The following is a 26492-nucleotide window of genomic DNA, read 5'->3' as shown; positions in this document are numbered from 1 at the left end:
ACAGCTTGCACCTGCTGTAGGGAACGGGGAAGAAACTCGTGGCACGCGACGTGCTGACAGACCTGACCAAGGTCCGCAACATCGGCATCATGGCCCACATCGATGCGGGCAAGACCACCACGACCGAGCGGATCCTCTACTACACGGGGATCACGTACAAGATCGGCGAGGTGCACGACGGCGCCGCGACGATGGACTGGATGGAAGAGGAGCAGAAGCGGGGTATCACCATTACCTCGGCTGCTACCACGACCTTCTGGGGCGACACTCAGATCAACATCATCGACACCCCGGGCCACGTCGACTTCACGGTCGAGGTGGAGCGGTCGCTGCGCGTCCTGGACGGCGCGGTCGCGGTGTTCGACGGTAAGGAAGGTGTCGAGCCGCAGTCCGAGCAGGTCTGGCGTCAGGCGGACAAGTACGACGTCCCGCGCATCTGCTTCGTCAACAAGATGGACAAGCTGGGCGCGGACTTCTACTTCACGGTTCGGACGATCGAGGATCGCCTCCACGCCCGGCCGCTGGTGCTGCAGCTGCCGATCGGCGCCGAGTCGGACTTCCAGGGCGTCGTCGACCTGGTCCGCATGAAGGCGCTGACCTGGCGCGGCGAGGTCAAGAAGGGCGAGGACTACGAGGTCGAGGACATCCCGGCCGACCTCGCCGAGAAGGCCGCGGAGTACCGCGAGAAGCTGGTCGAGGCCGTCGCGGAGTCCGACGAGGCTCTGATGGAGGCCTACTTCGGCGGCGAGGAGCTGACCGAGGAGCAGATCAAGGCCGGCATCCGCAAGCTCACCAACAGCCGCGAGGCCTTCCCGGTCCTGTGCGGTACCGCGTTCAAGAACAAGGGTGTCCAGCCGATGCTGGACGCGGTGGTGGACTACCTGCCGTCGCCGCTGGACGTCCCGCCGGTGCAGGGTCTGCTGCCCGACGGCGTCACCCCTGCCGAGCGCAAGCCGAGCGTCGACGAGCCGTTCGCCGCGCTGGTCTCGAAGATCGCGGTGCACCCGTTCTTCGGCAAGCTCACCTACGTCCGGGTCTACTCGGGCAAGGTCTCCGCGGGCACCCAGGTCATCAACTCGACCAAGGAGCGCAAGGAGCGCATCGGGAAGATGTTCCAGATGCACTCCAACAAGGAGAACCCGGTCGACGAGATCCAGGCCGGTCACATCTACGCGGTGATCGGGCTCAAGGACACCACGACCGGTGACACCCTGTGCGACCCGGCGAACCCGATCGTGCTGGAGTCGATGACCTTCCCGGCTCCGGTCATCGAGGTGGCCATCGAGCCCAAGACGAAGGCCGACCAGGAGAAGCTGTCCACGGCGATCCAGAAGCTCGCCGAGGAAGACCCCACGTTCCAGGTGAAGCTGGACGAGGAAACCGGTCAGACCATCATCAAGGGCATGGGCGAGCTGCACCTCGAGGTGCTCGTCAACCGGATGAAGACCGACTTCAAGGTCGAGGCCAACATCGGCAAGCCGCAGGTGGCCTACCGCGAGACGATCCGCAAGTCGATCGACAAGTACGAGTACACGCACAAGAAGCAGACCGGTGGTTCCGGTCAGTTCGCGCGCGTGATCATCGGCCTGTCGCCGATCGAGCAGACGTCGGAGAGCGCGACCTACGAGTTCGACAACAAGGTCACCGGCGGTCGCATCCCGCGGGAGTACATCCCGTCGGTGGACCAGGGCGCGCAGGACGCGATGCAGTACGGCGTGCTGGCCGGCTACCCGCTGGTCGGCGTGAAGGTGACCTTGCTCGACGGCCAGTACCACGAGGTCGACTCGTCGGAAATGGCGTTCAAGGTCGCCGGATCGATGGCGCTGAAGGAAGCCGCCGCAAAGGCCTCCCCGGCGCTGCTCGAACCGATGATGGCGGTCGAGGTGACCACGCCCGAGGACTACATGGGCGATGTCATCGGCGACCTGAACTCCCGCCGTGGTCAGATCCAGGCCATGGAGGAGCGCAGCGGTACCCGCGTCGTCAAGGCCCTCGTGCCGCTGTCGGAGATGTTCGGGTATGTCGGCGACCTGCGGTCCAAGACCCAGGGTCGGGCCAACTACTCGATGGTGTTCGACTCCTACGCCGAGGTTCCGGCGAACGTGGCGAAGGAGATCATCGCCAAGGCAACGGGCGAGTGACCCGCTGCTCGGTCGCGGCTGAGCCGGGACCGAGCACGAGGCAACGCCTCGCGAAGGCGACCGGGGAGCAATCCCCTCCAGTTCGGCGGCGGACGGGCCGCCACCCCGCAAGGACAGTGTTCTTCCGGGATTGGGGGCCCGCCCGTCACCTACCCGACAGGACTCCGCCTGGCACAACCAGTCGTACGGCGGAAAGTTAACAAGTCCAGGAGGACAATCCAGTGGCGAAGGCGAAGTTCGAGAGGGACAAGCCGCACGTCAACATCGGGACCATCGGTCACGTTGACCACGGCAAGACCACGCTCACGGCAGCCATCACCAAGGTGCTGCACGACAAGTACCCGGACCTGAACCCCTTCACGCCGTTCGACGAGATCGACAAGGCACCGGAGGAGCGCGAGCGCGGTATCACGATCCAGATCGCGCACGTCGAGTACCAGACCGAGAAGCGTCACTACGCCCACGTTGACGCCCCCGGTCACGCCGACTACGTGAAGAACATGATCACCGGTGCCGCGCAGATGGACGGCGCGATCCTGGTGGTCGCGGCGACCGACGGCCCGATGCCGCAGACCCGCGAGCACGTGCTGCTGGCCCGCCAGGTCGGCGTGCCCTACATCCTGGTCGCGCTGAACAAGTCCGACATGGTCGACGACGAGGAAATCCTCGAGCTCGTCGAGATGGAGGTCCGCGAGCTGCTGTCGGCCCAGGAGTTCCCGGGCGACGACGTGCCGGTGGTCCGCGTCTCCGCGCTGAAGGCGCTCGAGGGCGACGCCGAGTGGGGCGCCAAGATCGTCGAGCTGATGGACGCGGTCGACGAGAACGTGCCGGACCCGGTCCGCGAGATCGAGAAGCCGTTCCTGATGCCGATCGAGGACGTCTTCTCCATCACCGGCCGCGGCACCGTGGTCACCGGTCGCATCGAGCGCGGTGTGGTCAAGGTGAACGAGGAGGTGGAGATGGTCGGCATCAAGGACAAGCCGATCAAGACCACCGTCACCGGTGTCGAGATGTTCCGCAAGCTGCTCGACGAGGGCCAGGCGGGTGACAACGTCGGTCTGCTGATTCGTGGCGTCAAGCGCGAAGAGGTCGAGCGCGGCATGGTCGTCGTGAAGCCCGGCACCACCACCCCGCACACCGAGTTCGAGGCTCAGGTGTACATCCTGTCCAAGGACGAGGGTGGCCGGCACACGCCGTTCTTCAACAACTACCGTCCGCAGTTCTACTTCCGGACCACCGACGTGACCGGTGTGGTGACCCTCCCCGAGGGCACCGAGATGGTCATGCCGGGCGACAACACCGAGATGTCGGTCCAGCTGATCCAGCCCATCGCGATGGACGAGGGTCTGCGCTTCGCGATCCGCGAGGGTGGCCGCACCGTCGGCGCCGGTCGCGTCACCAAGATCAACAAGTGACGTGGCGAGGGCCCGCTCCCGTGCGTCGGGAGCGGGCCCTCTTGCTTTTCAGGTGACAAACCTGCCCAGGGTTCGTCTTCGGAGCGGCGCAGCCGCTCGACCAACGCAGGGTGACCGCGGGACCACTCGAGCAAGGTGAGTCCGGCTACAGTTCCCCCGTAATGCCACCCCCGGTTTGGGCTGGCTAAACAGGTGTGTCATCCTGTATGGGTTGCTCGTTCAGGGCGGCCGGGTTTTGAACTGACCGAATTCGAGAAGGTTCGAAGCTGCGGCCGCCTTGCTGCGAGGGCCTCGCGCCCTTGTTCCGGTTCAGGACTGTTCTCAGACGGTGCTGGTGCCGCCGGCTCGCCGGTGGCGGGCCGAACAGGGCACAAGAAGGTGTACGGGCCGCAAGGCCCACCCCGTCGGCGACGTTCGAGGGGACCGGTATGCGGTAGCCGGGCGACACGCCCGACCGCGTGTACCGGGCACCAGATACCTGAACAGGGGCGGACTGAGAGCTGTGGCGCCTCCCGGCATCGGGACGACACCAGGCTGAGGCCGCGTGGGGCACCACCGCCCGCGAGGGTGCGGTGCACCCGCACCCAAGACGAATCCGCGGCACGAGACTAGAGGAACGGCAAGCCACTATGGCGGGACAGAAGATCCGCATCCGGCTCAAGGCCTACGACCACGAGGCGATCGACGCGTCCGCACGCAAGATCGTCGAGACCGTGACGCGCACCGGCGCTCGGGTCGTTGGGCCGGTGCCGCTGCCCACGGAGAAGAACGTCTACTGCGTCATCCGCTCCCCGCACAAGTACAAGGACTCGCGGGAGCACTTCGAGATGCGGACGCACAAGCGGCTCATCGACATCCTCGAACCGACGCCGAAGACGGTCGACGCGTTGATGCGCATCGACCTGCCGGCCAGCGTCGACGTGAACATCCAGTAAGCGCGGCGACGAGGTAGCTGGAGAGAACGAGACCTATGTCTGACAGGCAGATCAAGGGGATTCTGGGCACCAAGCTCGGCATGACCCAGGTCTTCGACGACCAGAACCGGGTGGTCCCGGTGACGGTCGTGCAGGCCGGGCCGAACGTGGTGACCCAGATTCGGACCCCCGAAAAAGACGGCTACTCGGCCGTGCAGCTGGCGTTCGGCGCCATCGACCCGCGCAAGGTGAACAAGCCGCGAGGCGGCCACTTCACCAAGGCCGGCGTCACGCCGCGCCGCCACATCGTGGAGCTGCGCACCGCGGACGCCGGTGAGTACGAGCTGGGCCAGGAGATCGGCGCGGACCTCTTCGAGGCCGGCGCGGTGGTCGACGTGGTCGGCACCAGCAAGGGCAAGGGCTTCGCGGGCACCATCAAGCGGCACGGTTTCCGCAGCCAGGGCGCCAGCCACGGTACCCAGGCCGTGCACCGCAAGCCGGGTTCCATCGGCGGCTGCGCCACCCCCGGTCGCGTGTTCAAGGGCATGCGGATGTCGGGGCGGATGGGTTCGGACCGCGTCACCACCCAGAACCTGAAGGTTCACAAGGTGGAGTCCGAGTCCGGCCTGCTGCTGATCAAGGGTGCCGTCCCCGGCCCCAAGGGCGGCCTGGTTCTGGTTAAGAGTCCTGCGAAGGGTGGTGCGTGATGAGCCTGACGCTCGACGTCCGTACCCCGGACGGTAAGACCGACGGCACCGTCGAACTGCCCGCCGAGATCTTCGACGTGCAGGCGAACGTGGCGCTGATGCACCAGGTCGTGGTGGCCCAGCTGGCCGCCGCGCGCCAGGGCACGCACGCCACGAAGACGCGCGGCATGGTGTCCGGAGGCGGCAAGAAGCCGTACCGGCAAAAGGGCACCGGCAACGCCCGGCAGGGCTCCATCCGGGCCCCGCAGTTCGCCGGCGGCGGCATCGTTCACGGGCCGCAGCCGCGGGACTACTCGCAGCGGACCCCGAAGAAGATGAAGGTCGCCGCCCTGCGCGGTGCCCTCTCCGACCGGGTTCGCGCCGGCCAGCTGCACGTGGTCACCGGCGTGGTCGGCGGCGAGTCGCCGTCCACCAAGCTGGCCAAGACCGCGCTGCGCAACTGGACCGAGGCCAAGAAGGTTCTGGTGGTGCTCAACCGCCACGAGGAAGAGAACTCGTGGCTGAGCCTGCGGAACCTGCAGAACGTGCACCTGATCGACCCGGGTCAGCTGAACACCTACGACGTGCTCAACAGCGATGACGTGGTGTTCACCAAGGCCGCGTACGAGCGCTTCGTCGCGGGCCCGGTGAAGGGCCGGTCGGTCAAGGCCGCCGCGTCTTCCGCAGAGGAGGCAGAGCAGTGAGCGCCGACCCGCGAGACATCATCCTTGCGCCGGTGATCTCCGAGAAGAGCTACGGGCTGCTCGAGCAGGGGCAGTACACCTTCCTGGTGGACCCGCGCTCGAACAAGACCGAGATCAAGATCGCGGTCGAGAAGATCTTCGACGTCAAGGTCACCAGCGTCAACACGATCAACCGCAACGGCAAGCGCAAGCGTTCCCGCACCGGGTTCGGCAAGCGCAAGGACACCAAGCGGGCGATCGTCACCCTGTCGCCGGAGAGCAAGCCGATCGAGATCTTCGGCGGACCGGCCGCCTGACCGGTGCTGATTAGGACGAGGTTGCGTTAACAATGGGCATTCGCAAGTACAAGCCGACGACGCCGGGCCGTCGCGGCGCGAGCGTGTCCGACTTCGCCGAGATCACCCGGTCGGAGCCGGAGAAGTCGTTGGTGCGTCCGCTGAACAAGAAGGCGGGCCGCAACGCTCAGGGCAAGATCACCACGCGGCACAAGGGTGGCGGTCACAAGCGGGCTTACCGCGTGATCGACTTCCGCCGCAACGACAAGGACGGTGTGCCGGCCAAGGTCGCGCACATCGAGTACGACCCGAACCGCAGTGCTCGGATCGCGCTCCTGCACTACGCCGATGGCGAGAAGCGCTACATCATCGCGCCGAACAACATCAAGCAGGGCGACGCGATCGAGAGCGGTGCGCGTGCGGACATCAAGCCGGGTAACAACCTGCCGCTGCGCAACATCCCGACCGGCACCGTGATCCACGCGATCGAGCTCCGCCCCGGACAGGGTGCGAAGATCGCTCGCTCGGCCGGTGCCCGGGTGCAGCTGGTGGCCAAGGACGGCCCGTACGCCCAGCTGCGGATGCCCTCGGGCGAAATCCGCAACGTGGACGCGCGGTGCCGGGCCACCGTCGGCGAGGTCGGCAACTCCGAGCACGCCAACATCAACTGGGGCAAGGCCGGCCGCATGCGGTGGAAGGGCAAGCGCCCGACCGTCCGTGGTGTCGTCATGAACCCGGTGGACCACCCGCACGGTGGTGGTGAGGGCAAGACCTCCGGTGGTCGTCACCCGGTCAACCCGAAGGGCAAGCCGGAGGGCCGTACCCGCCGCCGCAAGCCCAGTGACAAGCTCATCGTCCGCCGTCGCCGTACCGGCAAGAAGCGCTGAGCAGGGAGGTAAGCAAACATGCCACGCAGCCTGAAGAAGGGCCCGTTCGTGGACGACCACCTGCTCAAGAAGGTGGACGTGCTTAACGAGTCGGGCAAGAAGACCGTGATCAAGACCTGGTCCCGCCGGTCGACGATCATCCCGGACATGCTGGGCCACACCTTCGCGGTGCACGACGGCCGCAAGCACATCCCGGTGTTCGTCACCGAGTCGATGGTCGGGCACAAGCTGGGCGAATTCGCCCCGACCCGCACCTTCAAGGGCCACGTCAAGGATGACCGGAAGTCGCGCCGCCGCTGAGCGGGTCTGTGACACGAACGAGTAAGAGCAAGGGGTAGCAGGATGACAGCCCGTTCCGACGACACTGCCGCGGAGGAGACCCCGCGCGCAGTGGCGCGGGCCCGGTTCGTCCGCGTGTCGCCGATGAAGGCGCGGCGCGTGGTCGAGCTCATCAAGGGCCGGAGCGCCAGCGATGCCCTGGCCGTGCTTCAGTTCGCGCCGCAGACCGCCAGCGGTCCGGTGTCGAAGGTGCTCGCCAGTGCGGTCGCCAACGCGGAGAACAACCTTTCCCTCGACCCCGAGACGCTGTGGGTTCACCACGCGTACGTGGACGAGGGTCCGACGTTGAAGCGGTTCCGGCCGCGCGCGCAGGGCCGTGCGTACCGGATTCGCAAGCGGACCAGCCATATCACGGTCGAGGTCGAGTCTCGGCCGAAGGCGGCGACCAAGTCCCGAAAGAGCCAGAAGGGGAGTGCCCGGTAGTGGGTCAGAAGATTAACCCGCACGGCTTCCGACTCGGCATCACCACGGACTGGAAGTCTCGCTGGTACGCCGACAAGCAGTACTCGGAGTACGTCGCGGAGGACGTCAAGATCCGCCGGCAGCTGTCTCGCGGTATGGAGCGCGCTGGGATCTCGAAGGTTGAGATCGAGCGCACCCGCGAGCGGGTCCGCGTGGACATTCACACCGCCCGGCCGGGCATCGTCATCGGCCGTCGCGGTGCCGAGGCGGACCGCATCCGCGGTTCGCTGGAGAAGCTGACCGGCAAGCAGGTCCAGCTCAACATCCTCGAGGTCAAGAACCCCGAGGCGGACGCCCAGCTGGTCGCGCAGGGCGTGGCCGAGCAGCTGTCCAACCGTGTGTCCTTCCGGCGCGCGATGCGCAAGGCCATTCAGTCGGCCATGCGCTCGTCGCAGGTCAAGGGCATCCGGGTGCAGTGCTCGGGTCGCCTGGGCGGCGCGGAGATGTCCCGCTCGGAGTTCTACCGCGAGGGCCGGGTTCCGCTGCACACGCTGCGCGCGGACATCGACTACGGCTTCTTCGAGGCCCGCACCACCTTCGGGCGCATCGGCGTCAAGGTGTGGATCTACAAGGGCGAGCTGGTCGGTGGCCTGAAGCAGAAGCAGCAGGAGTCCGAGGTCCGTCCGCCGCGCGGCGGCGGCGACCGCGGTGACCGCGGTGGCCGTGCCGACCGCGGTGGCCGTCGCCGGGGTGCCGGTGGCGCGGACCGCGCCGCAGCTGACAAGCCCGCCAAGGCCGAGAAGGCCGCGGAAGGCGAGCAGCCGCAGGCTGCTGCGGCTGAAGAGAAGACGGAGGGCTGAGACGTGCTGGTCCCACGCAGGGTGAAGTGGCGCAAGAGCCACGCGCCGAAGCGCACGGGCATGGCCAAGGGTGGTACCCGGATCAGCTTCGGTGAGTACGGCATTCAGGCGATCGAGCACGGCTACGTGACCAACCGTCAGATCGAGTCGGCCCGTATCGCGATCACCCGGCACGTCAAGCGTGGCGGCAAGGTGTGGATCAACATCTTCCCGGACCGCCCGCTGACCAAGAAGCCCGCCGAAACCCGCCAGGGTTCCGGTAAGGGTTCGCCGGAGGCCTGGGTCGCCAACGTCAAGCCCGGACGCATCATGTTCGAGCTGACCTTCCCGAACGAGAAGACGGCGATCGAGGCGCTGACCCGTGCGGCGCACAAGCTCCCGATGAAGTGCAAGATCGTGTCCCGCGAGGGTGGTGACTTCTGATGGCAGCGGGTGTCACCGCATCCGAGCTCCGCGAACTCAACGCTGAGGAGCTCGTCCAGCGGCTGAAGGAAGCCAAGGAGGAGCTGTTCAACCTCCGCTTCCAGATGGCCACCGGTCAGCTGAGCAACAACCGGCGGCTGCGCACGGTCCGGCAGGACATCGCCCGGATCTACACGATCATGCGTGAACGCGAACTGGGCCTGACGGTTTCCCCCGAAGGCGCTGAGGAGGGCGCGGCATGAGCGAGAAAGGACAGGGCGTGGAGCGCAACCGTCGCAAGGTGCGCGAGGGCTACGTCGTCTCGGACAAGATGGACAAGACGATCGTGGTCTCCCTCGAAGACCGCAAGAAGCACGCGCTCTACGGCAAGGTCATGCGGCAGACCAGCAAGGTCAAGGCGCACGACGAGGCCAACACCGCCGGTGTCGGCGACCGCGTGTTGCTGATGGAGACTCGTCCGCTGTCGGCCAGCAAGCGCTGGCGACTGGTCGAGATCCTCGAGAAGGCCAAGTAAACGAAGGTGTGCGGCCGGCCGGCCGCCGGGAATCCTCCCAGCGGTCGGCCGGTTCGCGTGCCGGAAGTTGACCGCGCGCGTCAGGTCGGAAATTTGGCGCGCCAGAGTGTGCCCGGGCCAGGTCCGGGTACTTAGGGTCAGGAGAAAGACGTGATCCAGCAGGAGTCGCGACTGCGTGTCGCCGACAACACCGGGGCCAAGGAGATCCTTACGATCCGTGTCCTCGGTGGGTCGGGTCGCCGGTACGCGGGCCTCGGGGACATCATCGTGGCGACCGTCAAGGAAGCCATCCCCGGTGCCGGTGTCAAGAAGGGCGATGTGGTCAAGGCCGTCATCGTCCGGCAGAAGAAGGAAAAGCGTCGCGCGGATGGTTCCTACATCCGGTTCGACGAGAACGCCGCGGTGCTGGTCAAGCCCGGTGGCGAGCCGCGGGGCACCCGTATCTTCGGACCGGTCGCCCGCGAGTTGCGAGACAAGAAGTTCATGAAGATCATCTCGCTCGCGCCGGAGGTTTTGTGATGAAGATCAAGAAGGGCGACACGGTCGTCGTTATCTCCGGCAAGGACAAGGGCGCCAAGGGCAAGGTCATCAAGGCCATCCCGCAGGAGCAGCGCGTGCTGGTCGAGGGTGTCAACCGGATCAAGAAGCACACCAAGGTCTCGCGGACCGAGCGTGGCGCGCAGTCCGGCGGCATCGTCACCCAGGAAGCGCCGATCCACGTGAGCAACGTGATGGTCGTGGACTCCGACGGCAAGCCCACCCGGGTCGGCTACCGCATCGGTGAGGACGGCAAGAAGGTTCGCATCTCTCGTCGTAACGGTAAGGACGTCTGATCATGACTACCGCTGAGAAGATCGTTCCGCGGCTGAAGACCCGTTACCGCGAGGAGATCCGCCAGGCGCTCAACGAGGAGTTCGACTACTCCAACGTGATGCAGACGCCGGGCGTGGTCAAGGTCGTGGTCAACATGGGTGTTGGCGACGCCGCTCGGGACAGCAAGCTGATCGAGGGCGCGGTCCGCGACCTGTCGATCATCACCGGTCAGAAGCCGGAGATCCGCAAGGCCCGCAAGTCCATCGCGCAGTTCAAGCTTCGCGAGGGCATGCCGATCGGTGCGCGGGTCACCCTGCGCGGCGACCGGATGTGGGAGTTCCTGGACCGCCTGGTCACCATCGCGCTGCCGCGAATCCGTGACTTCCGCGGGTTGTCGCCGAAGCAGTTCGACGGCAAGGGCAACTACACGTTCGGCCTCAACGAGCAGTCGATGTTCCACGAGATCAACCCGGACAACATCGACCGCCCGCGTGGCATGGACATCACCGTCGTTACCACTGCCACCAACAATGAGGAGGGCCGGGCGCTGCTGAAGCACCTGGGCTTCCCGTTCAAGGAGAACTGAGCGATGGCCAAGAAGGCGCTGGTTATCAAGGCGGCGCGCAAGCCGAAGTTCAACGTCCGCGGCTACACCCGCTGCCAGCGCTGCGGTCGGCCGCGTGCGGTGTTCCGCAAGTTCGGGCTGTGCCGGGTGTGCTTCCGCGAGATGGCGCACGCGGGCGAGCTGCCCGGCGTGAGCAAGTCCTCCTGGTGACTGCCCGCCTGCTGGGGTGATGCCGGCTGCCGGTACCCTCAGCAGGCGCTACCAGGGCTGATGCCCACGCTCCGCGGCTAATGCCGTGCTTGCACGCGAGAATTGACAAGGGAAACCGGCTGCTCGGCCGGAAACCCCGAACTTCGTCCAGGCCAGGGCCCAGACGGCCACCTCACCGGTGGTACGCGATCGGGGCCCATCGGAACCAGACGAGAAAGGTTGAGCAGGTCATGACGATGACCGATCCGATCGCAGACATGCTGACGCGTCTGCGCAACGGAAACTCGGCATACCACGACGAGGTCGTGATGCCGCACTCCAAGCTGAAGGCGAACATCGCCGAGATCCTCAAGCGCGAGGGCTACGTGTCCGGCTCGCGCGTCGAAGAGGGCGAGAACTGCAAGCAGCTCGTCGTCGAGCTCAAGTACGGCCCGAACCGCGAGCGGAGCATCGCGGGCCTGCGCCGGGTCTCCAAGCCCGGCCTGCGGGTCTACGCCAAGTCCACCAACCTGCCGAAGGTGCTGGGTGGCCTGGGCGTCGCAATCATCTCGACCTCCGGCGGTCTGCTGACCGACCGGCAGGCCATGAAGAAGGGCGTGGGCGGGGAAGTCCTCGCCTACGTCTGGTAAGGGAGGAGGAGCGGCAATGTCGCGCATCGGAAAGCTGCCGATCACCGTCCCCTCCGGCGTCGAGGTGACCATCGACGGCCCGGCGGTGACCGTGAAGGGCCCCAAGGGCAGCCTGCACCACCAGGTTGCCGAGCCGATCATCGTCGAGAAGGACGAAGACGGTGCGGTGCTGGTGAAGCGCCCCAACGACGAGCGGGAAAGCCGTTCGCTGCACGGGCTCACCCGCACGCTGGTGAACAACATGGTGATCGGCGTCAGCCAGGGCTACGAGAAGGGCCTGGAGATCCACGGCGTCGGTTACCGAGTGCTGCTGAAGGGATCGAACCTCGAGTTCTCCCTCGGCTACAGCCACCCCATCGTGATCGAACCGCCGGAAGGCATCCAGTTCGCGGTCGACGGCCCGACCAAGATCTCGGTCAAGGGCATCGACAAGCAGCTGGTCGGCGAGATCGCGGCCAGGATTCGCAAGCTGCGCAAGCCCGACCCGTACAAGGGCAAGGGTGTCCGCTACGCAGGGGAGATCATCCGCCGCAAGGTCGGGAAGACGGGTAAGTGACCATGAGCGAGACGACAGCTACCAAGCGCAAGCCGGTGGGCAAGGACATCTCGACCAAGCGTCGGCTTGCCCGTGCCAAGCGGCACACGCGCATCCGCAAGAAGATCGTCGGCACCGCCGAGCGCCCGCGCCTCGTCGTGACCCGCTCGCTGCGCAACATCGTCGCGCAGGTCATCGACGACACCAAGGGCCACACCCTGGTCTCGGCTACCAGCCTCGAAACCGATGTCCAGGCCTTCGAGGGTGACAAGAAGGCCAAGGCCACCAAGGTCGGCGAGCTCGTCGCGGCCCGTGCCAAGGACGCCGGCATCGACAAGGTCGTGTTCGACCGCGGCGGTAACGCCTACCACGGTCGGGTGGCCGCGCTGGCCGACGCCGCCCGTGACGGCGGACTGGAGTTCTGACAAGTGGCTAAGAACGAGAACGGAAGGGACGCCTGATGCCTGGACGCACTCGGCGTGAGGGCGGGGAGTCCGGCGGCAAGGACCGCCGGGACCGCCGCGACGGCGGCCGTGGCGGGGCGGCCCAAGAGAAGACCCCGCAGTTCGAACGCGTCGTGACCATCAACCGCGTCGCGAAGGTCGTCAAGGGTGGCCGGCGGTTCAGCTTCACCGCGCTGGTCGTCGTCGGCGACGGCGACGGCATGGTCGGTGTCGGTTACGGCAAGGCCAAGGAAGTTCCGGCGGCGATCGCCAAGGGCGTCGAGGAGGCGAAGAAGAACTTCTTCCGCGTCCCGCGCCTGGGCGGCACCATCACCCACCCGGTGCAGGGCGAGGACGCCGCCGGCGTCGTGCTGCTGCGTCCGGCCAGCGCTGGTACCGGTGTCATCGCCGGTGGCCCGGTGCGTGCGGTGCTGGAGTGCGCCGGTGTCCACGACGTGCTGAGCAAGTCGCTGGGCAGCGACAACCCGATCAACATCGTGCACGCCACGGTCGCCGCGCTGAAGATGCTGCAGCGGCCGGAGGAGGTCGCGGCTCGTCGCGGCCTGCCGCTGGAGGATGTCGCCCCGGCGTTCATCCTGCGTGCCCGTGCGGCGCAGCAGGGGGCTTGATCGACATGGCACAGCTGAAGATCACCCAGGTGCGTGGTCTGGTCGGCACCAAGCAGAACCAGCGCGACACCATGCGCACCCTCGGGCTGCGCAAGATCCGTCAGTCCGTGGTGCGTCCGGATGACTCCAACGTGCGCGGCATGATCAACGCCGTCCGTCACCTGGTGACGGTCGAGGAGGTCAACTGACATGGTCATCAAACTGCACGACCTGCGTCCGGCTCCCGGCGCCAAGCGCGACAAGGTCCGCGTTGGTCGCGGTGAGGGCTCCAAGGGCAAGACCGCGGGCCGCGGTACCAAGGGCACCAAGGCTCGCAAGAACGTCTCCCCTCGTTTCGAGGGTGGGCAGATGCCGATCCACATGCGGCTCCCGAAGCTGAAGGGCTTCAAGAACCGCTTCCGCACCGAGTACCAGGGTGTGAACATCGGTCGGCTGGCCCAGGCGTTCCCGGAGGGCGGCACCGTCGGCATCGACGAGCTGATCGCCAAGGGCCTGGCCAAGAAGAACGAGCTCGTGAAGATCCTCGGTGACGGGGACCTGGAGGGCGTCAAGCTGGAGGTGACCGCGCACGCGTTCACCGGCAGCGCCCAGGAGAAGATCACCGCTGCGGGTGGTTCGGTCACCAAGCTGGACCGCTGACAACGGTTTTCCCACCGAGGGCCGGGCGACGACAAAGTCGCCCGGCCCTCGGCCTTTTCCCGATCACCGGCCCTCGGTCTTTTCCCGATCAGGTGAAGTGCGCGGGGCTTTTCCGGGCGGAGAACTCGGCGCAGAGCACCCCGTTCGGGTACTCGAATTGCGTTGCGGCGCTGCCGATTTCGGATAATTCGGGAACGTGGCCCAGTGGTTTTCCCGGTTTTCGGGGAAATTGTGAATGTCTTTGTTCGCCGATGGCTGACGCCGTGATCAGCAGTGAGGCTTCGGTCGCCGTCCGTGGCCACGTTCGGGCCTGCTAGAGTCGCCCCGGCAGTGCCGTAAACATCGGGTGCTGCGGAAATTGCCGCATCTTTCCCGGCCGGTTCCGACCGGCTCGCGTACAGGAGGTTCGCGTGCTCGGCGCCTTCCGCTCGGCTCTGGCGACGCCGGACCTGCGCCGCAAGATCCTTTTCACCCTGGGCATGGTCGTGCTCTACCGGCTCGGTGCCACGATCCCCGCTCCCGGGGTGTCGTACCCGAACATCCAGCAGTGCATCGAGCAGATCCAGGGCAGCGGTTCGCAGAGCGTTTACTCACTGCTCAACCTGTTCAGCGGCGGTGCGCTGCTGCAGTTGTCGGTGCTGTCGCTGGGCATCATGCCCTACATCACCGCGAGCATCATCATCCAGCTGCTGCAGGTGGTCATCCCGCGCTTCGAGCAGCTGAAGAAGGAAGGCCAGTCCGGCCAGTCGAAGCTGACGCAGTACACCCGGTACCTGACGATCGCGCTGGCGATCCTGCAGGGCACCGGCATCGTGGCGCTCGCGGTCCGCGGTCAGCTGTTCCAGGGCTGCTCGGTGTCGGTCATCCCGGACGACTCGGTGCTGAACCTGATCACCATCGTGGTCGTCATGACCGCCGGCGCCGCGGTGCTGATGTGGATGGGCGAGCTGATCACCGAGCGCGGCATCGGCAACGGCATGTCGCTGCTGATCTTCGTCTCGATCGCCTCGCGGATCCCCGCCGAGGGCGGCGCGATCCTGCAGTCGCACGGCGGCCTGGTGTTCGCCGTGGTCTGTGCCTTCGCCGTCGTGATCATCGCGACCGTGGTCTTCATCGAGCAGGCGCAGCGCCGGATCCCGGTGCAGTACGCCAAGCGCATGATCGGCCGCCGGATGTACGGCGGAACCTCCACGTACCTGCCGCTGAAGGTGAACCAGGCGGGTGTCATCCCGGTCATCTTCGGTTCCTCGCTGCTGTACCTGCCGCAGCTGCTCGGCCAGCTCGCCGGCAACCAGGACACCTGGTGGGCCCGGTTCATCCAGACCTACATCGTGTCGCCGTCCAGCTGGGTGCACATCCTGCTGTACATGTCGCTGATCATCTTCTTCGCGTACTTCTACGTGTCGATCACGTTCAACCCCGAAGAGCGCGCGGACGACATGAAGAAGTTCGGCGGCTTCATCCCGGGCATCCGGCCCGGTCGGCCGACCGCCGAGTACCTGAGCTTCGTGCTCTCCCGGATCACGCTGCCCGGCTCGCTGTACCTGGGCGTCATCGCGATCCTGCCGAACTTCTTCCTCGGCATCACCGGCGGTCAGGGCGGGAACCAGAACTTCCCGTTCGGCGGCACTGCGGTGCTGATCATGGTCAACGTCGGTCTGGACACCGTGAAGCAAATCGAGAGCCAGCTCACGCAGCGCAAGTACGAGGGTTTCCTCCGGTAGGCTGGACGGTCCGGGCGCGCAGTGGCGCATGCCCGGATACCCCCGTGACGGGTGGGTCGACCTGGTGCGTCGAGCCCATGCGTAGGGTGTGAGCGCGGCTGCCCGGATGCAGGTGGGCGCCCGCGGAGCTCGTCAGCAGTTGGCGCGCGATCGGATTGATTCGGAGGCAGACCCTTGGTGCGATTGGTTCTCGTCGGCCCGCCTGGTGCGGGCAAGGGCACCCAGGCAGCCGTGCTCAGCGAGCAGCTGGACGTCCCGCACATCTCCACCGGAGATCTGTTCCGCGCGAACATCGGCAACGCCACTCCGCTCGGTCAGAAGGCCAAGAGCTACCTGGACACCGGAGAGCTGGTCCCGGACGAGGTCACCAACGAGATGGTGCGCGACCGCCTTTCCGACGAGGACGCCGCCAAGGGCTTCCTGCTCGACGGCTACCCGCGCAACACCTCGCAGGCCGAGGTGCTGGCCGAGATGCTGCGCGAGCGCGGCACGGAGCTGACCGCGGTGCTGCAGTTCGACGTGCCGGAGGAAGAGCTGGTCACGCGGATGCTGGCCCGCGGGCGCGCGGACGACACCGAGGACATCATCCGGCGCCGGCTGGCGGTGTACCGCTCGGAGACCGAGCCGCTGCTGGAGTACTACCAGGACCGGATCATCAAGATCGACGCCGTCGGCTCGATCGAGGAGATCACGTCCCGCGCGCTGGAAGCGCTGCGCAACCGCGCTTGAGCCGGTCAGCCGGTCGCAGCGGCGGCCGGCCGGAACCGCAATCCTAGAAAGAATCCTGAAGGTGAGTGCCTTGTTGCGTCGGGGTAAGGGCATCGAGCTCAAGTCGCGGGGCGAGATCGAGGCGATGCGCGCCGCCGGCCTGGTGGTCGCCCGCGCGCTGGCCGCGGTTACCGAGCACGCGAAGCCCGGTGCGAGCACCGGTGAGCTGGACGCGGTCGCGGAGCAGGTGATCCGGGACGCCGGCGCGGTGCCGTCGTTCAAGGGCTACCACGGGTTTCCGGCGTCGATCTGCGCATCGCTGAACGAGAAGGTCGTGCACGGGATCCCGTCGCGCAGCGAGGCCCTCGCCGAGGGCGACCTGCTGTCGGTGGACTGCGGCGCGATCCTGGAGGGCTGGCACGGCGACTCCGCGGTGACGCTGGCGATCGGCGAGGTGAGCGCGCAGGACCGCGCCCTGTCGGCGGCCACCGAGGCCAGCATGTGGGCCGGCATCGAGCAGGTCCGGGCCGGGAACCGGCTGACCGACATCTCCCACGCGGTGGAGACCGCGGCGCTCGCGGCGGCGAAGGCCGACGGCCTGGAGTACGGGATCATCGCGGAGTACGGCGGCCACGGCATCGGTACTCAGATGCACATGGAGCCGTTCCTGCCGAACCTCGGCAAGCCCGGGCGCGGCCCGAAGCTGCGGGTCGGCATGGCGATCGCGGTGGAGCCGATGCTCACGCTGGGCTCGGCGGAGACCGAAGAGCTCGACGACGCCTGGACCGTCGTGACGGAGGACGGCTCCCGTGCGGCGCACTGGGAGCACACGGTTGCGATCACCGAAGACGGCCCCTGGGTCCTCACCGCCGCCGAGGACTGACCGGCGGCCTCGAACACAGCAACGGGCGCGCAGTTCTGGACAGAACTGCGCGCCCGCTGCTTTTCCTGCTTCGTTTCCGCAGGTCCGGTGCCGTGAGTGTTTTGGGCTGCTATGGCGACCCAAAACACTCACGGGCGTTGAGCAGGGGAAACGGTCACTTCGGGCGGCGGCAGGCGTAGATGCGGGCCGGAGGCACGTTCCGCCAGATCACAGTGCGCGGCATCACCTCGTCGAAGGTGTCCTCCAGCGCCGACACGAACGCGCGGGTGGATGGCCGCCACAGCGTCGTCAGGTAGGTGACCGTGGTGAACACGCCGCCCGGCGCCAGCACCGAGACCGCCTGTTCGAGCAGTTCGCGCTGCTTGTCCGGCGGCAGCAGGGTCCACGGGATGCTGCTGATCACCGCGTCCACCCGATCGACCCCTGCGGTGTCCAGCAGTTCGCGCAGGTGCGTGACGTCGCCCGCGATGACTTCCAGCCAGGGTTTGGTGCGGTGCAAGTAGCGGACCATCTCCGGGTCGATCTCGACCGCCAGGTGCCGCGCGTCCCCGGACAGCCGGTGCTGGATGGGGCTGCTGAGGGCGCCGGTGCCCGGGCCGAGTTCCAGCACCGTGGGCGCGCCGAAGCTGGGCACCACGGTGGCCACCGCGGACGCGACGTGCCGGGAGGTCGGCAGGACGGCGCCGAACGTCGACGGCTGGCGGGCCGCGCGGTTCAGGAACGTCCAGTACTCGCGCAGCTTCTTTCGCTTGCTCACGGCTGCTCCTGCCAGTTCGCTGAACGCGGCGACGGTAGCTGGTGCTTCCATCGCAGCGTCCCGCCGTCGTGCGCGGGTCGCAGCGCGTGGCAGTGCGTTTTCACGAAGTCGCGTTGCGGGGGTGCTCTCGCTCATGTGCAAAGCCTGCGCCCCCGTCGTACCTCGCCGCCTCCGGGGTTCCCCCGGGCAAGACCCGAGCTCCGCCCGGTCAGGGCGGTTAGTGGAGGGGCCGCCGGCAGATGTAGTGCAGGATCGGCGGGATGTTCCGCCAGGTGGTGTGGGTGATGATCTCGTCGAACGTCTGCTCCAGGCGGGCGCGGAAGCGGCGGCCGCCCGGCGTCTGATCGGCGGGCAGGTAGGTGAGCGCCGTGAACGCGCCCTGCGGGGCGAGCGCCTCGGAGGCCTGGCGGAGGATGTGGTTCTGCGTGTCGCTCGGCAGCAGCGACCACGGGATGCTGCTGATGACCGCGTCGACGCGGTCGATGTTGTGCTTGTCCAGCAGCGCCAGCAGGTCGCCGGCGTCGCCGTGCACGATCTCCATCCACGGCTTGTGGGCCCGGAGGTGCTCGACCATGCCCTCGCCGAGCTCGATGCCGACGTGCCGGGCGCCCTCGGGCAGCCTGCGGCGGATGCCGTCGCTCAGCGAGCCGGTGCCGGGGCCGAGCTCGACCACGACCGGAGCGCCGGTGGTCGGCACCACCTGGGCCACCGTGGCGGCGACCGCGGCGGAGGTCGGTGTCGCCGCGCCGACCATCCGCGGGTTGCGTACCGCGGTCTGGAAGAAGGTCCGGTACTCGTCCAGCTTGCTGGCCGCGTTCTGCCCGACCTTGCCGATCTGCTGGTCCTGCTGGGGTGTCACGCTTCTCCTCGGTTGTCCCACGGCGTCGGCCTCGACCCCGGTGTCGAGCGTGATCGAACGTAGTGAGCCGCGGAGCGCCCACGCAACCCGCCGCATTGGTGCAGTCGTGCAGCGTGATATCAATGTTGCGCAGAGTGACCAGGATGCCGTTGAGCTGCCCCGATGTGGAGCGCCCAAACGGCGGCGCGTACAGTGGAATATCGGCGCACTCGTAGCGCCGGTTCGTTGTGCCTGGGTATCCGCTTCCGAGTATCCGGATCGGGTCGTCATCGGTGTTTCGGGCCGTGCTGCAGTGTGCCCGTCGCGGGTGCCGGGGCCTCCGGTGCAAGCGGCGGGACTTAGGTCCGCAAACCGTCACCGTCACGAAACGCGGAGGACATGGGCAAGAAAGACGGGGCCATTGAGGTCGAGGGTCGGGTGATCGAACCGCTCCCCAACGCGATGTTCCGTGTCGAGTTGGAGAACGGCCACAGGGTCCTCGCACACATCAGTGGCAAGATGCGTCAGCACTACATCCGCATCCTGCCCGAGGACCGGGTCGTGGTGGAGCTCTCGCCGTACGACCTTTCCCGTGGGCGCATCGTCTACCGCTACAAGTGACCTCCACGGTGTCCGGGCAACCGGACACGCGTCCGAGCAGGAGAGCACGACCGTGAAGGTCCAGCCGAGTGTGAAGCGAATCTGCGACAAGTGCCAGGTCATCCGCCGTCATGGGCGGGTGCTGGTGATCTGCGACAACGCCCGTCACAAGCAGCGTCAGGGCTGAGCGCAGCACAGCGTCGCAAGACAACGAGAAGAACTCCCTCGACCTGTTGGCTCAAACGCGGGCCGACTGACCCCCGGACCAGGCCGGGGCTCCGCACCAGTTGCGGGGGCGGCGAGGGAGCAGACCTGGAGAAAACGAAGGAGAACCGGCCAGATGGCACGGGTCGTCGGCGTTGATCTCCCGCGCGAAAAGCGCATGGAGATCGCGCTCACCTACATCTACGGGATCGGCAAGACCCGGTCGAAGGAGATCCTCTCCGCGACCGGCATCTCGCCCGACGCCCGGCCGCGCGACCTCGATGACGACCAGCTCGCGAAGCTGCGCGAATTCATCGAGGGCAGCTACCGGGTCGAGGGTGACCTCCGCCGCGAGGTCCAGGCCGACATCCGCCGGAAGATCGAGATCGGCTGCTACGCGGGGCTTCGGCACCGCCGGCACCTGCCGGTTCACGGGCAGCGGACGAAGACCAACGCCCGTACCCGCAAGGGGCCGAAGAAGACGGTCGCCGGCAAGAAGAAGGCCGGGAAGAAGTAAGCCTCGCTAGGAGTCAGCTAAAGCCATGCCACCCAAGTCTCGCGCTGGTGCCGTCAAAAAGGTGCGGCGCAAGGAAAAGAAGAACGTCGCTCACGGCCAGGCGCACATCAAGAGCACGTTCAACAACACCATCGTTTCGATCACCGACCCCACCGGTGCGGTGATCGCCTGGGCCTCCGCCGGCCACGTCGGGTTCAAGGGCTCTCGTAAGTCCACCCCGTTCGCCGCGCAGATGGCCGCCGAGAACGCGGCCCGCAAGGCTGCCGAGCACGGCATGAAGAAGGTCGACGTCTTCGTCAAGGGTCCGGGTTCGGGCCGCGAGACGGCGATCCGTTCGCTGCAGGCCGCCGGTCTCGAGGTCGGCACCATCCAGGACGTGACCCCGCAGCCGCACAACGGCTGCCGCCCGCCGAAGCGGCGTCGGGTCTGAGGCGCGGGAAGGAGTAGACAAAGATGGCACGTTATACCGGTCCCGCGACCCGCAAGTCCCGCCGTCTCAAGGTTGACCTCGTCGGTGGTGACCAGGCGTTCGAGCGCCGTCCGTACCCGCCGGGTCAGCACGGCCGTGCGCGCATCAAGGAAACCGAGTACCTGCTGCAGCTCCAGGAGAAGCAGAAGGCGAAGTTCACCTACGGCGTCCTCGAGCGGCAGTTCAGCAACTACTACGAGGAAGCCAACCGGCGCCCGGGCAAGACGGGTGACAACCTCCTGCAGCTGCTGGAGTCCCGGCTGGACAACGTCGTTTACCGCGCCGGCCTGGCCCGGACCCGCCGCATGGCGCGTCAGCTGGTCAGCCACGGCCACTTCACGGTCAACGGCAAGAAGGTGAACGTCCCCAGCTTCCAGGTGTCGAAGTGGGACATCATCGACGTCAAGCCGAAGTCCGTCGGCACGACGCCGTTCATCATCGCCAAGGAGACCTTCGGCGACCGTCCGGTCCCGGCCTGGCTGCAGGTCGTGTCCTCGAACCTGCGGATCCTGGTGCACCAGCGCCCGGAGCGCGCGCAGATCGACACTCCGGTCACCGAGCAGCTCATCGTCGAGCTCTACTCGAAGTGACGCGTCCCGCCGGCGGTCACCCCTCGGGGCCCGGCCGCCGGCGGTCGCAACCAGCGGTGGTGGTGCAGGAATCCGCCACCGGCCCGCGCTTCGCGGGCAACGCCATTCCATCGGCGTCAAATAGCGGGCGTCGTGAGGAAAGGAAAACGAAGTGCTCATCTCCCAGCGACCCACACTGTCCGAAGAGGCGGTGTCGGAGACGCGCTCCCGGTTCGTCATCGAGCCGCTGGAGCCGGGCTTCGGCTACACCCTCGGCAACTCGCTGCGTCGTACCCTGCTCTCCTCGATCCCGGGGGCGGCGGTCACCAGCCTGCGCATCGACGGTGTGCTGCACGAGTTCACCACGATTCCGGGTGTGAAGGAAGACGTCACCGACGTCATCCTGAACATCAAGGAGCTGGTCGTCAGCTCCGAGGAAGACGAGCCGGTGACGATGTACCTGCGCAAGCAGGGCCCGGGCGAGGTCACCGCGGCTGACATCGTGCCGCCGGCCGGCGTCACGGTGCACAACCCCGACCTGCACATCGCCACCCTCAACGCGAAGGGCAAGCTGGAGATCGAGCTCGTCGTCGAGCGCGGTCGTGGCTATGTCCCCGCGATGCAGAACAAGCAGACCGGTGCCGAGATCGGCCGCATCCCGGTGGACTCGATCTACTCGCCGGTGCTGAAGGTGACCTACAAGGTCGAGGCCACCCGTGTCGAGCAGCGCACGGACTTCGACAAGCTGATCCTCGACGTGGAGAGCAAGCCGTCGATCACCCCGCGCGACGCGGTGGCCTCGGCCGGACGCACTCTCGTCGAGCTGTTCGGGCTCGCCCGCGAGCTCAACATCGACGCCGAAGGCATCGAGATCGGCCCGTCGCCGGCGGAAGCCGACACCATCGCGGCCTACGCGATGCCGATCGAGGACCTCGATCTGACGGTGCGCTCCTACAACTGCCTCAAGCGGGAGGGCATCCACACCGTCGGCGAGCTGGTCTCGCGCAGCGAGGCCGACCTGCTGGACATCCGCAACTTCGGTGCGAAGTCCATCGACGAGGTCAAGATGAAGCTGGCCGGCCTTGGGCTCGCGCTCAAGGACAGCCCGCCCGGATTCGACCCGTCGGCCGCGGCGGCCGAGTACCCGTCCGAAGGCTGGTCCTCCGAGGAGACCACCGTCGGCGCGGTCGGGCCCGTCGAGGACAACGGCTACGACGACGGTCAGGACTACGCGGAGACAGAGCAGCTGTAGCTGTGTTGTGCGCGTCCGGGGTACACCGGCGCGCCCTGAGAGGAGCAACCGATGCCCACCCCGACCAAGGGTCCGCGTCTCGGCGGGTCGCCGGCGCACGAGCGGCTCATCATGGCCAACCTGGCCACCTCGCTGTTCGAGCACGGCCGGATCACCACGACCGAGGCGAAGGCGAAGCGGCTGCGGCCGATCGCCGAGCGGCTGATCAGCAAAGCCAAGAAGGGCGACCTGCACAACCGTCGCGAGGTCATGAAGACCATCCGCGACAAGGATGTCGTGCACAAGCTCTTCGCGGAGATCGGCCCGCACTTCGCGGAACGCAACGGCGGTTACACCCGCATCGTCAAGACGATGCCGCGCAAGGGTGACAACGCGAAGATGGCCGTCATCGCGCTGGTGACCGAGCAGCTCGTCACCACCGAGGCGGAGGCCGCTCGCGGCACGAAGTTCGCCAAGGACGAGGAGGCCCCGAAGGCCGAGGCGACCGAGGCTCAGGCGGAGACCACCGAGGCCGCTGAGGCCCCGGAGGCGACCGAGGCCAAGGCCGAGGACACCGCTGCCGAGAAGAAGGACGAGTCCTGATTCAGGCACGTAGTGCTGCTGTGAACGAGCCCGTCGCTCCCGCTGGGGAGGGCGGGCTCGTTCGCGTGCGCGTCGACTTGTCCTACGACGGCACGGATTTCTGCGGCTGGGCGAAGCAGCCTGGGCAGCGCACCGTGCAGGGCCTGGTGGAGGATGCGCTGGCGAAGCAGCCGCCGGGGCGGTCGGTGCCGCGGCACGTGGTGGTCGCCGGGCGGACGGATTCCGGCGTGCACGCCTCGGGGCAGGTCCTGCACCTCGACGCGGTGCCCCACGACCCGGCCGGGAGCGGGCGGATTTCCGTTGACGAGCAAGGGATTCCGGACCTGGGGCGGATGGTCCACCGGTGGAACCGGATCCTGCCGCCGGACGTGCGCGTGCTCGGGGCGCGGGTGGTGCCGGCGGCGTTCGACGCGCGGTTCTCGGCGCTGCGGCGGCACTACCGGTACCAGGTGTCGGATGCGCCGTGGGGCGTGGACCCGCTGCGGCGCCGGGACACGCTCGCCTGGAACCGGCCGCTGGACGTGGCGGCGCTCAACGCCGCGGCGCAGGAGTTGTTGGGCCTGAACGACTTCGCGGCGTACTGCAAGCCGCGGGACGGCGCGACGACGGTGCGCGAGCTCCAGCGCTTCGAATGGGAGCGGGTGGCGGAGCACCTGATCGTCGCGAACGTGAGCGCGGACGCGTTCTGCCATTCGATGGTCCGGAGCCTGGTGGGCACGCTCCTGACGGTCGGAGACGGCCGCAAGGCCGAGCCGTGGCCGGCGGAGCTCCTGGAGTCCACGACCCGGACAACGGCGGTGGCCCCGGCCCACGGCCTGACGCTGACGGCGATCGACTACCCGTCGGACGAAGACCTCGAAGCCAGAGCAACCCAAACCCGGGCGATCCGAACCCTCCCCTGACCGGAGTCACTCGGGGACGGTGCAATTTCCCGAGAAATTGACCATCCCCCGGGTGAACGTCAATTTCTCGGGAAATTGCCCTACGGCACTCCTGTGGTCACTCTCGGCGCCTGAGGGCCTGTCTGACTTCGGAGACTGTTTCTTTTGGTTTGCCGTAGAGGTGGTCCGCCGTTACGACAATGATGGTCCAGCCGCCTTTCTGAAGGCGTTTTCGCCGTCGCCGATCGTGTCGTTGTTGTTCGGGATTGGCGTGCCAGGCTCCGTCGTATTCCACGGCTACCTTCCGTTCCTCGAAAGCGAGGTCGACCCTGGCCACGAATCCGCGTTCGTCGTACACCTCGACCTGAGGCGTCGGCGAGAGCCCGCCCTCAACGAGGGTCACCCGCAGCACGGACTCGGGTATCGACTCCGAGCGACGGTCCAGAAGCTCGAAAGCCCGCTGAGCTTTGCGGACCCCGTAGTAGCGGCGGGTTGCGATAAAGTGCGCCAGCTCGTCCTCATTGACAAGCCCGGCGTGCAGCATGGCATCGCAGTTGGCGATGCCGAAGCTCGGTGCGTTCCGGGCGAGTACGTCGAAGGCGGCACGGGTAGGTGTTGCGAGTCGAATGCCGTCCCACGGGACGTGCTCATCATCAGCACTTTTCCGTGCCCAGGCGCGTAGCCCGAACCGGCGGTTCATGTAGTTCGTCCCGCCGACGAGCACTTCTACGGGATCGTTCGGCCCTGCTAGCGGGACTCCGAGCAAGGTTGCGGCGGAGCGGCCGCTGATGATGGCATCAGCGGGGAGGGTCATGGCTGCGGCCCGACATCGGAGTTCGTGCGTGACATCCGCCTCGCTGATCGTGTAGATCCCGTGAATGACCTTGCGGAACTTGGCGCGCAGTTCACGATCCTTGAGGCCGTACGAGATCGCATCGGCGCGGGTGAACAGCGGCGCTTCGGTCTTTTGCGGAAAATCGGTAGTGGTGTCCATGTAGGACAGGCTGGCGGCTCGGGGCATGTGTGTCACCCGCTGTTTTCGAATCTGTGGATGAGTCTGGCGGCTGTGGATTACTCGGATACCCCGGATGGGTTAAAAAGCGCAATTTCCCGAGAAATTGACCATCCCCGGGTGGTGGTCAATTTCTCGGGAAATTGCACGCTAGCCGGGTGAGGTGGTGCGTGGTGCAATGTTTGGTCTTCCGATGGCGCCAGGCCTAGTTTCGTGAAGATGTTGTTGGGTGTGCTTGCCGATCGCTTTGTCGGTTACCCGGGGGCGGGCCGCTATCGCCGCGTTGGACAGGCCTTCGGCCATCATCCCGAGCACCTCGTGTTCCCTCGGCGTCAGTCGTGGGAGGGGCTTGTCGCGTCGGCGTCGGGAGAGCAGCTGGCCGATCACCTCCGCATCCATCGCCGTGCCACCGGCGGCCACGCGGCGCACCGATTCGACGACGGCGTCGTCGACCACCTCGCCGATCGCGGGGAGCAGATCCGGCTCAAGGCTCGCGGCAGCGAGGCCCAGTTCGCCAGGTTCACCGCCTGGTGCGCGGCCAGCGCCGACTGCTCCCTGCACGGGCGGGACGCCGGCGCGGTCTGGCGCGATCTGATCGCCGCCGCCGACCGTTCGCCGATCCCGGTGCAGGGCGAGCGGATCGCCTACAGCGGGTTCGATCTGAAGGTCGCCGCCGCACCCGACGTGATCAGCTCCGGCGCGGCACCCGACTTCCGGAACTGGCAGCGCTTCGCCCGGTCCATCGACAAGGCCGCGGCAGGCGACGTCTCCGGCTTCGCCGACCTCGTCCAGCAGGTCACCAACAGCCCGAAGCCCCCGGCGTTCCGGGGCATGTTCGTGACCCAGTGCGCGGACGGCCTCGTCTTCGACGATTTCGAGGACTTCCAGCGGGTGAAGGCGCTCGATGAGCAGTTATCGCCGAACTTCGCCGGGAACTCGCTGTGGCATTCGCTGGCCTGCGTCGGCTGGCCGACCCCGATCCGCAACGACCCGGCACCGCTGCCAGCCGACCGGCTCCCACCGATGCTAGGCGCCGGGACCTGGACCGACTACGACTACACCGCGAACGTCGTGGTGACGGTGCCGGGCTCGGCCACGTTGCGCTACAACGGTTTCGGGCACGGCCTCTACCTGACCGGCAACGCGTGCACCATCGCCCACGCCAACCGGTACTTGGCGTTCCTCCGCCTGCCTCCGGCGGGCACCGCCTGCGAACCGTCGTCGGCGGGCTAGCGGCATCGCCCGGAAATCCTGGTGGTTCCCAATTCGATCGCTGTTCGTCGCCGCTTGCTCGCGCAGCGTTCGAAATGGCAGACGGGAAGCATCGGCTAATACCACTCGTTGTGCGCAGTGCCGGAAATGAAGAAGCCCCGACCGTTTGAAGTGGGCCCCGGAAGTTGGACTCGGTAATTGAGAGTCTAGGCAGCGAGGGCCTGGGCCCGGTATTGCACCGGGCTCAGGCCCTCGCAGTGT

Annotated in this window: 39 protein-coding genes; 35 read left to right on the top strand and 4 right to left on the bottom strand. The window is 66.9% G+C overall.

Annotated elements, in window-relative coordinates; all coding sequences use genetic code 11:
* The first annotated feature begins 38 nt into the window (after positions 1-38).
* The 26 genes from fusA to map all read left to right on the top strand — a co-directional run bounded on the left by fusA (position 39) and on the right by map (position 17338).
* The gene (fusA, locus tag AB0I53_RS26515; protein ID WP_358608244.1) at positions 39-2141 is read left to right on the top strand and encodes an elongation factor G; all 2103 of its coding nucleotides are present in this window, start codon (positions 39-41) and stop codon (positions 2139-2141) included.
* Between the two features lie 221 nt (positions 2142-2362).
* Complete coding sequence (tuf, locus tag AB0I53_RS26510; protein ID WP_358608241.1) at positions 2363-3556, top strand: elongation factor Tu; 1194 nt, start codon at positions 2363-2365, stop codon at positions 3554-3556.
* 629 nt (positions 3557-4185) lie between these two features.
* The gene (gene rpsJ, locus AB0I53_RS26505; RefSeq protein WP_009948626.1) at positions 4186-4491 is read left to right on the top strand and encodes a 30S ribosomal protein S10; all 306 of its coding nucleotides are present in this window, start codon (positions 4186-4188) and stop codon (positions 4489-4491) included.
* 35 nt (positions 4492-4526) lie between these two features.
* Positions 4527-5177, top strand: coding sequence for a 50S ribosomal protein L3 (rplC, locus tag AB0I53_RS26500; RefSeq protein WP_358608238.1), 651 nt, complete (start codon positions 4527-4529; stop codon positions 5175-5177).
* Positions 5177-5860 carry a 50S ribosomal protein L4 gene (gene rplD / locus AB0I53_RS26495; RefSeq protein WP_358608235.1) on the top strand — a complete coding sequence of 228 codons (684 nt, stop codon included), beginning with the start codon at positions 5177-5179 and terminating at the stop codon, positions 5858-5860. Before rplC ends, rplD begins: the two co-directional genes overlap by 1 nt.
* The gene (rplW, locus tag AB0I53_RS26490) at positions 5857-6156 is read left to right on the top strand and encodes a 50S ribosomal protein L23 (RefSeq protein ID WP_010315423.1); all 300 of its coding nucleotides are present in this window, start codon (positions 5857-5859) and stop codon (positions 6154-6156) included. The genes rplD and rplW overlap by 4 nt, the downstream gene beginning before the upstream one ends.
* 32 nt (positions 6157-6188) lie before the next feature.
* Complete coding sequence (gene rplB / locus AB0I53_RS26485; RefSeq protein ID WP_093265644.1) at positions 6189-7022, top strand: 50S ribosomal protein L2; 834 nt, start codon at positions 6189-6191, stop codon at positions 7020-7022.
* Between the two features lie 18 nt (positions 7023-7040).
* Complete coding sequence (gene rpsS / locus AB0I53_RS26480) at positions 7041-7322, top strand: 30S ribosomal protein S19 (protein ID WP_093265642.1); 282 nt, start codon at positions 7041-7043, stop codon at positions 7320-7322.
* 42 nt (positions 7323-7364) lie between these two features.
* Positions 7365-7784, top strand: coding sequence for a 50S ribosomal protein L22 (gene rplV, locus AB0I53_RS26475; RefSeq protein ID WP_358608231.1), 420 nt, complete (start codon positions 7365-7367; stop codon positions 7782-7784).
* Positions 7784-8623, top strand: coding sequence for a 30S ribosomal protein S3 (rpsC, locus tag AB0I53_RS26470; protein WP_358608228.1), 840 nt, complete (start codon positions 7784-7786; stop codon positions 8621-8623). The genes rplV and rpsC overlap by 1 nt, the downstream gene beginning before the upstream one ends.
* Before the next feature lie 3 nt (positions 8624-8626).
* Positions 8627-9046: a 50S ribosomal protein L16 gene (rplP, locus tag AB0I53_RS26465; RefSeq protein ID WP_358608225.1), complete on the top strand. Its 420-nt coding sequence runs from the start codon at positions 8627-8629 to the stop codon at positions 9044-9046.
* Complete coding sequence (rpmC, locus tag AB0I53_RS26460) at positions 9046-9288, top strand: 50S ribosomal protein L29 (RefSeq protein WP_093265636.1); 243 nt, start codon at positions 9046-9048, stop codon at positions 9286-9288. The genes rplP and rpmC overlap by 1 nt, the downstream gene beginning before the upstream one ends.
* The gene (gene rpsQ / locus AB0I53_RS26455; RefSeq protein ID WP_132493034.1) at positions 9285-9560 is read left to right on the top strand and encodes a 30S ribosomal protein S17; all 276 of its coding nucleotides are present in this window, start codon (positions 9285-9287) and stop codon (positions 9558-9560) included. The genes rpmC and rpsQ overlap by 4 nt, the downstream gene beginning before the upstream one ends.
* 150 nt (positions 9561-9710) lie before the next feature.
* Positions 9711-10079, top strand: coding sequence for a 50S ribosomal protein L14 (gene rplN, locus AB0I53_RS26450; protein ID WP_010315405.1), 369 nt, complete (start codon positions 9711-9713; stop codon positions 10077-10079).
* Entirely contained in the window at positions 10079-10393 is a 315-nt protein-coding gene (gene rplX, locus AB0I53_RS26445; protein ID WP_358608222.1) for a 50S ribosomal protein L24, read from the top strand. Before rplN ends, rplX begins: the two co-directional genes overlap by 1 nt.
* A gap of 2 nt (positions 10394-10395) precedes the next feature.
* Positions 10396-10959 (top strand): 50S ribosomal protein L5, encoded by a 564-nt coding sequence (gene rplE, locus AB0I53_RS26440; RefSeq protein ID WP_132493032.1) that lies wholly within the window; start codon positions 10396-10398, stop codon positions 10957-10959.
* Between the two features lie 3 nt (positions 10960-10962).
* Positions 10963-11148 (top strand): type Z 30S ribosomal protein S14, encoded by a 186-nt coding sequence (locus AB0I53_RS26435; protein WP_010315398.1) that lies wholly within the window; start codon positions 10963-10965, stop codon positions 11146-11148.
* A 230-nt stretch (positions 11149-11378) separates the two neighbouring features.
* Positions 11379-11777 carry a 30S ribosomal protein S8 gene (gene rpsH, locus AB0I53_RS26430; RefSeq protein ID WP_010315396.1) on the top strand — a complete coding sequence of 133 codons (399 nt, stop codon included), beginning with the start codon at positions 11379-11381 and terminating at the stop codon, positions 11775-11777.
* 16 nt (positions 11778-11793) lie between these two features.
* Positions 11794-12333 (top strand): 50S ribosomal protein L6, encoded by a 540-nt coding sequence (rplF, locus tag AB0I53_RS26425; protein ID WP_358608219.1) that lies wholly within the window; start codon positions 11794-11796, stop codon positions 12331-12333.
* 2 nt (positions 12334-12335) lie between these two features.
* Positions 12336-12737, top strand: coding sequence for a 50S ribosomal protein L18 (gene rplR / locus AB0I53_RS26420; RefSeq protein ID WP_358608360.1), 402 nt, complete (start codon positions 12336-12338; stop codon positions 12735-12737).
* 35 nt (positions 12738-12772) lie between these two features.
* The gene (rpsE, locus tag AB0I53_RS26415; RefSeq protein ID WP_093265628.1) at positions 12773-13384 is read left to right on the top strand and encodes a 30S ribosomal protein S5; all 612 of its coding nucleotides are present in this window, start codon (positions 12773-12775) and stop codon (positions 13382-13384) included.
* A 5-nt stretch (positions 13385-13389) separates the two neighbouring features.
* Positions 13390-13572 carry a 50S ribosomal protein L30 gene (gene rpmD, locus AB0I53_RS26410; RefSeq protein ID WP_358608357.1) on the top strand — a complete coding sequence of 61 codons (183 nt, stop codon included), beginning with the start codon at positions 13390-13392 and terminating at the stop codon, positions 13570-13572.
* 1 nt (position 13573) lies between these two features.
* On the top strand, positions 13574-14023 hold the full coding sequence (rplO, locus tag AB0I53_RS26405; RefSeq protein WP_358608216.1) for a 50S ribosomal protein L15: 450 nt from the start codon (positions 13574-13576) through the stop codon (positions 14021-14023).
* A 410-nt stretch (positions 14024-14433) separates the two neighbouring features.
* Positions 14434-15747, top strand: a complete 1314-nt coding sequence (gene secY / locus AB0I53_RS26400) for a preprotein translocase subunit SecY (protein ID WP_358608213.1) — start codon at positions 14434-14436, stop codon at positions 15745-15747.
* A gap of 174 nt (positions 15748-15921) precedes the next feature.
* Positions 15922-16476, top strand: coding sequence for an adenylate kinase (locus AB0I53_RS26395; protein WP_358608210.1), 555 nt, complete (start codon positions 15922-15924; stop codon positions 16474-16476).
* Positions 16477-16546: 70 nt separating this feature from the next.
* On the top strand, positions 16547-17338 hold the full coding sequence (gene map / locus AB0I53_RS26390; protein WP_358608207.1) for a type I methionyl aminopeptidase: 792 nt from the start codon (positions 16547-16549) through the stop codon (positions 17336-17338).
* Between the two features lie 154 nt (positions 17339-17492).
* Here the strand turns inward: map and AB0I53_RS26385 are convergent, their stop codons facing one another.
* Together AB0I53_RS26385 and AB0I53_RS26380 are read right to left on the bottom strand one after the other, a co-directional pair.
* Complete coding sequence (locus tag AB0I53_RS26385; RefSeq protein WP_358608204.1) at positions 17493-18095, bottom strand: methyltransferase domain-containing protein; 603 nt, start codon at positions 18093-18095, stop codon at positions 17493-17495.
* 217 nt (positions 18096-18312) lie between these two features.
* Positions 18313-18954 (bottom strand): methyltransferase domain-containing protein, encoded by a 642-nt coding sequence (locus AB0I53_RS26380; protein WP_358608201.1) that lies wholly within the window; start codon positions 18952-18954, stop codon positions 18313-18315.
* Positions 18955-19332: 378 nt separating this feature from the next.
* Here AB0I53_RS26380 and infA point away from each other — a divergent pair, with 378 nt between their 5' ends.
* The 8 genes from infA (at position 19333) to truA (ending at position 24028) form a co-directional block, all read left to right on the top strand.
* A complete protein-coding gene (gene infA, locus AB0I53_RS26375; protein WP_358608198.1) occupies positions 19333-19554 on the top strand; it encodes a translation initiation factor IF-1 in 222 nt (73 codons plus the stop codon).
* 52 nt (positions 19555-19606) lie between these two features.
* Positions 19607-19720, top strand: coding sequence for a 50S ribosomal protein L36 (gene rpmJ / locus AB0I53_RS26370; protein WP_010315372.1), 114 nt, complete (start codon positions 19607-19609; stop codon positions 19718-19720).
* Positions 19721-19873: 153 nt separating this feature from the next.
* Entirely contained in the window at positions 19874-20254 is a 381-nt protein-coding gene (rpsM, locus tag AB0I53_RS26365; protein WP_358608195.1) for a 30S ribosomal protein S13, read from the top strand.
* 25 nt (positions 20255-20279) lie between these two features.
* The gene (gene rpsK / locus AB0I53_RS26360) at positions 20280-20684 is read left to right on the top strand and encodes a 30S ribosomal protein S11 (RefSeq protein WP_132493023.1); all 405 of its coding nucleotides are present in this window, start codon (positions 20280-20282) and stop codon (positions 20682-20684) included.
* 23 nt (positions 20685-20707) lie between these two features.
* Positions 20708-21313: a 30S ribosomal protein S4 gene (gene rpsD, locus AB0I53_RS26355; RefSeq protein WP_358608193.1), complete on the top strand. Its 606-nt coding sequence runs from the start codon at positions 20708-20710 to the stop codon at positions 21311-21313.
* 151 nt (positions 21314-21464) lie between these two features.
* Positions 21465-22544: a DNA-directed RNA polymerase subunit alpha gene (locus AB0I53_RS26350; RefSeq protein WP_132493021.1), complete on the top strand. Its 1080-nt coding sequence runs from the start codon at positions 21465-21467 to the stop codon at positions 22542-22544.
* Positions 22545-22595: 51 nt separating this feature from the next.
* Complete coding sequence (rplQ, locus tag AB0I53_RS26345; RefSeq protein WP_358608190.1) at positions 22596-23126, top strand: 50S ribosomal protein L17; 531 nt, start codon at positions 22596-22598, stop codon at positions 23124-23126.
* A gap of 20 nt (positions 23127-23146) precedes the next feature.
* On the top strand, positions 23147-24028 hold the full coding sequence (truA, locus tag AB0I53_RS26340) for a tRNA pseudouridine(38-40) synthase TruA (protein WP_358608188.1): 882 nt from the start codon (positions 23147-23149) through the stop codon (positions 24026-24028).
* 97 nt (positions 24029-24125) lie between these two features.
* On the opposite strand, the gene AB0I53_RS26335 is transcribed toward truA, so the two are convergent.
* Both AB0I53_RS26335 and AB0I53_RS26330 read right to left on the bottom strand, forming a co-directional pair.
* Complete coding sequence (locus tag AB0I53_RS26335) at positions 24126-25001, bottom strand: DUF559 domain-containing protein (protein ID WP_358608185.1); 876 nt, start codon at positions 24999-25001, stop codon at positions 24126-24128.
* 168 nt (positions 25002-25169) lie between these two features.
* On the bottom strand, positions 25170-25322 hold the full coding sequence (locus tag AB0I53_RS26330; protein WP_358608354.1) for a hypothetical protein: 153 nt from the start codon (positions 25320-25322) through the stop codon (positions 25170-25172).
* Between the two features lie 15 nt (positions 25323-25337).
* Here AB0I53_RS26330 and AB0I53_RS26325 point away from each other — a divergent pair, with 15 nt between their 5' ends.
* Complete coding sequence (locus tag AB0I53_RS26325) at positions 25338-26252, top strand: alpha/beta hydrolase (RefSeq protein ID WP_358608182.1); 915 nt, start codon at positions 25338-25340, stop codon at positions 26250-26252.
* Positions 26253-26492 lie beyond the last annotated feature (240 nt).

It is taken from the genome of Saccharopolyspora sp. NPDC050389 (assembly GCF_040655595.1).
Taxonomy (GTDB): domain Bacteria; phylum Actinomycetota; class Actinomycetes; order Mycobacteriales; family Pseudonocardiaceae; genus Saccharopolyspora.
This window is presented reverse-complemented; position numbering and strand designations above follow the sequence as displayed.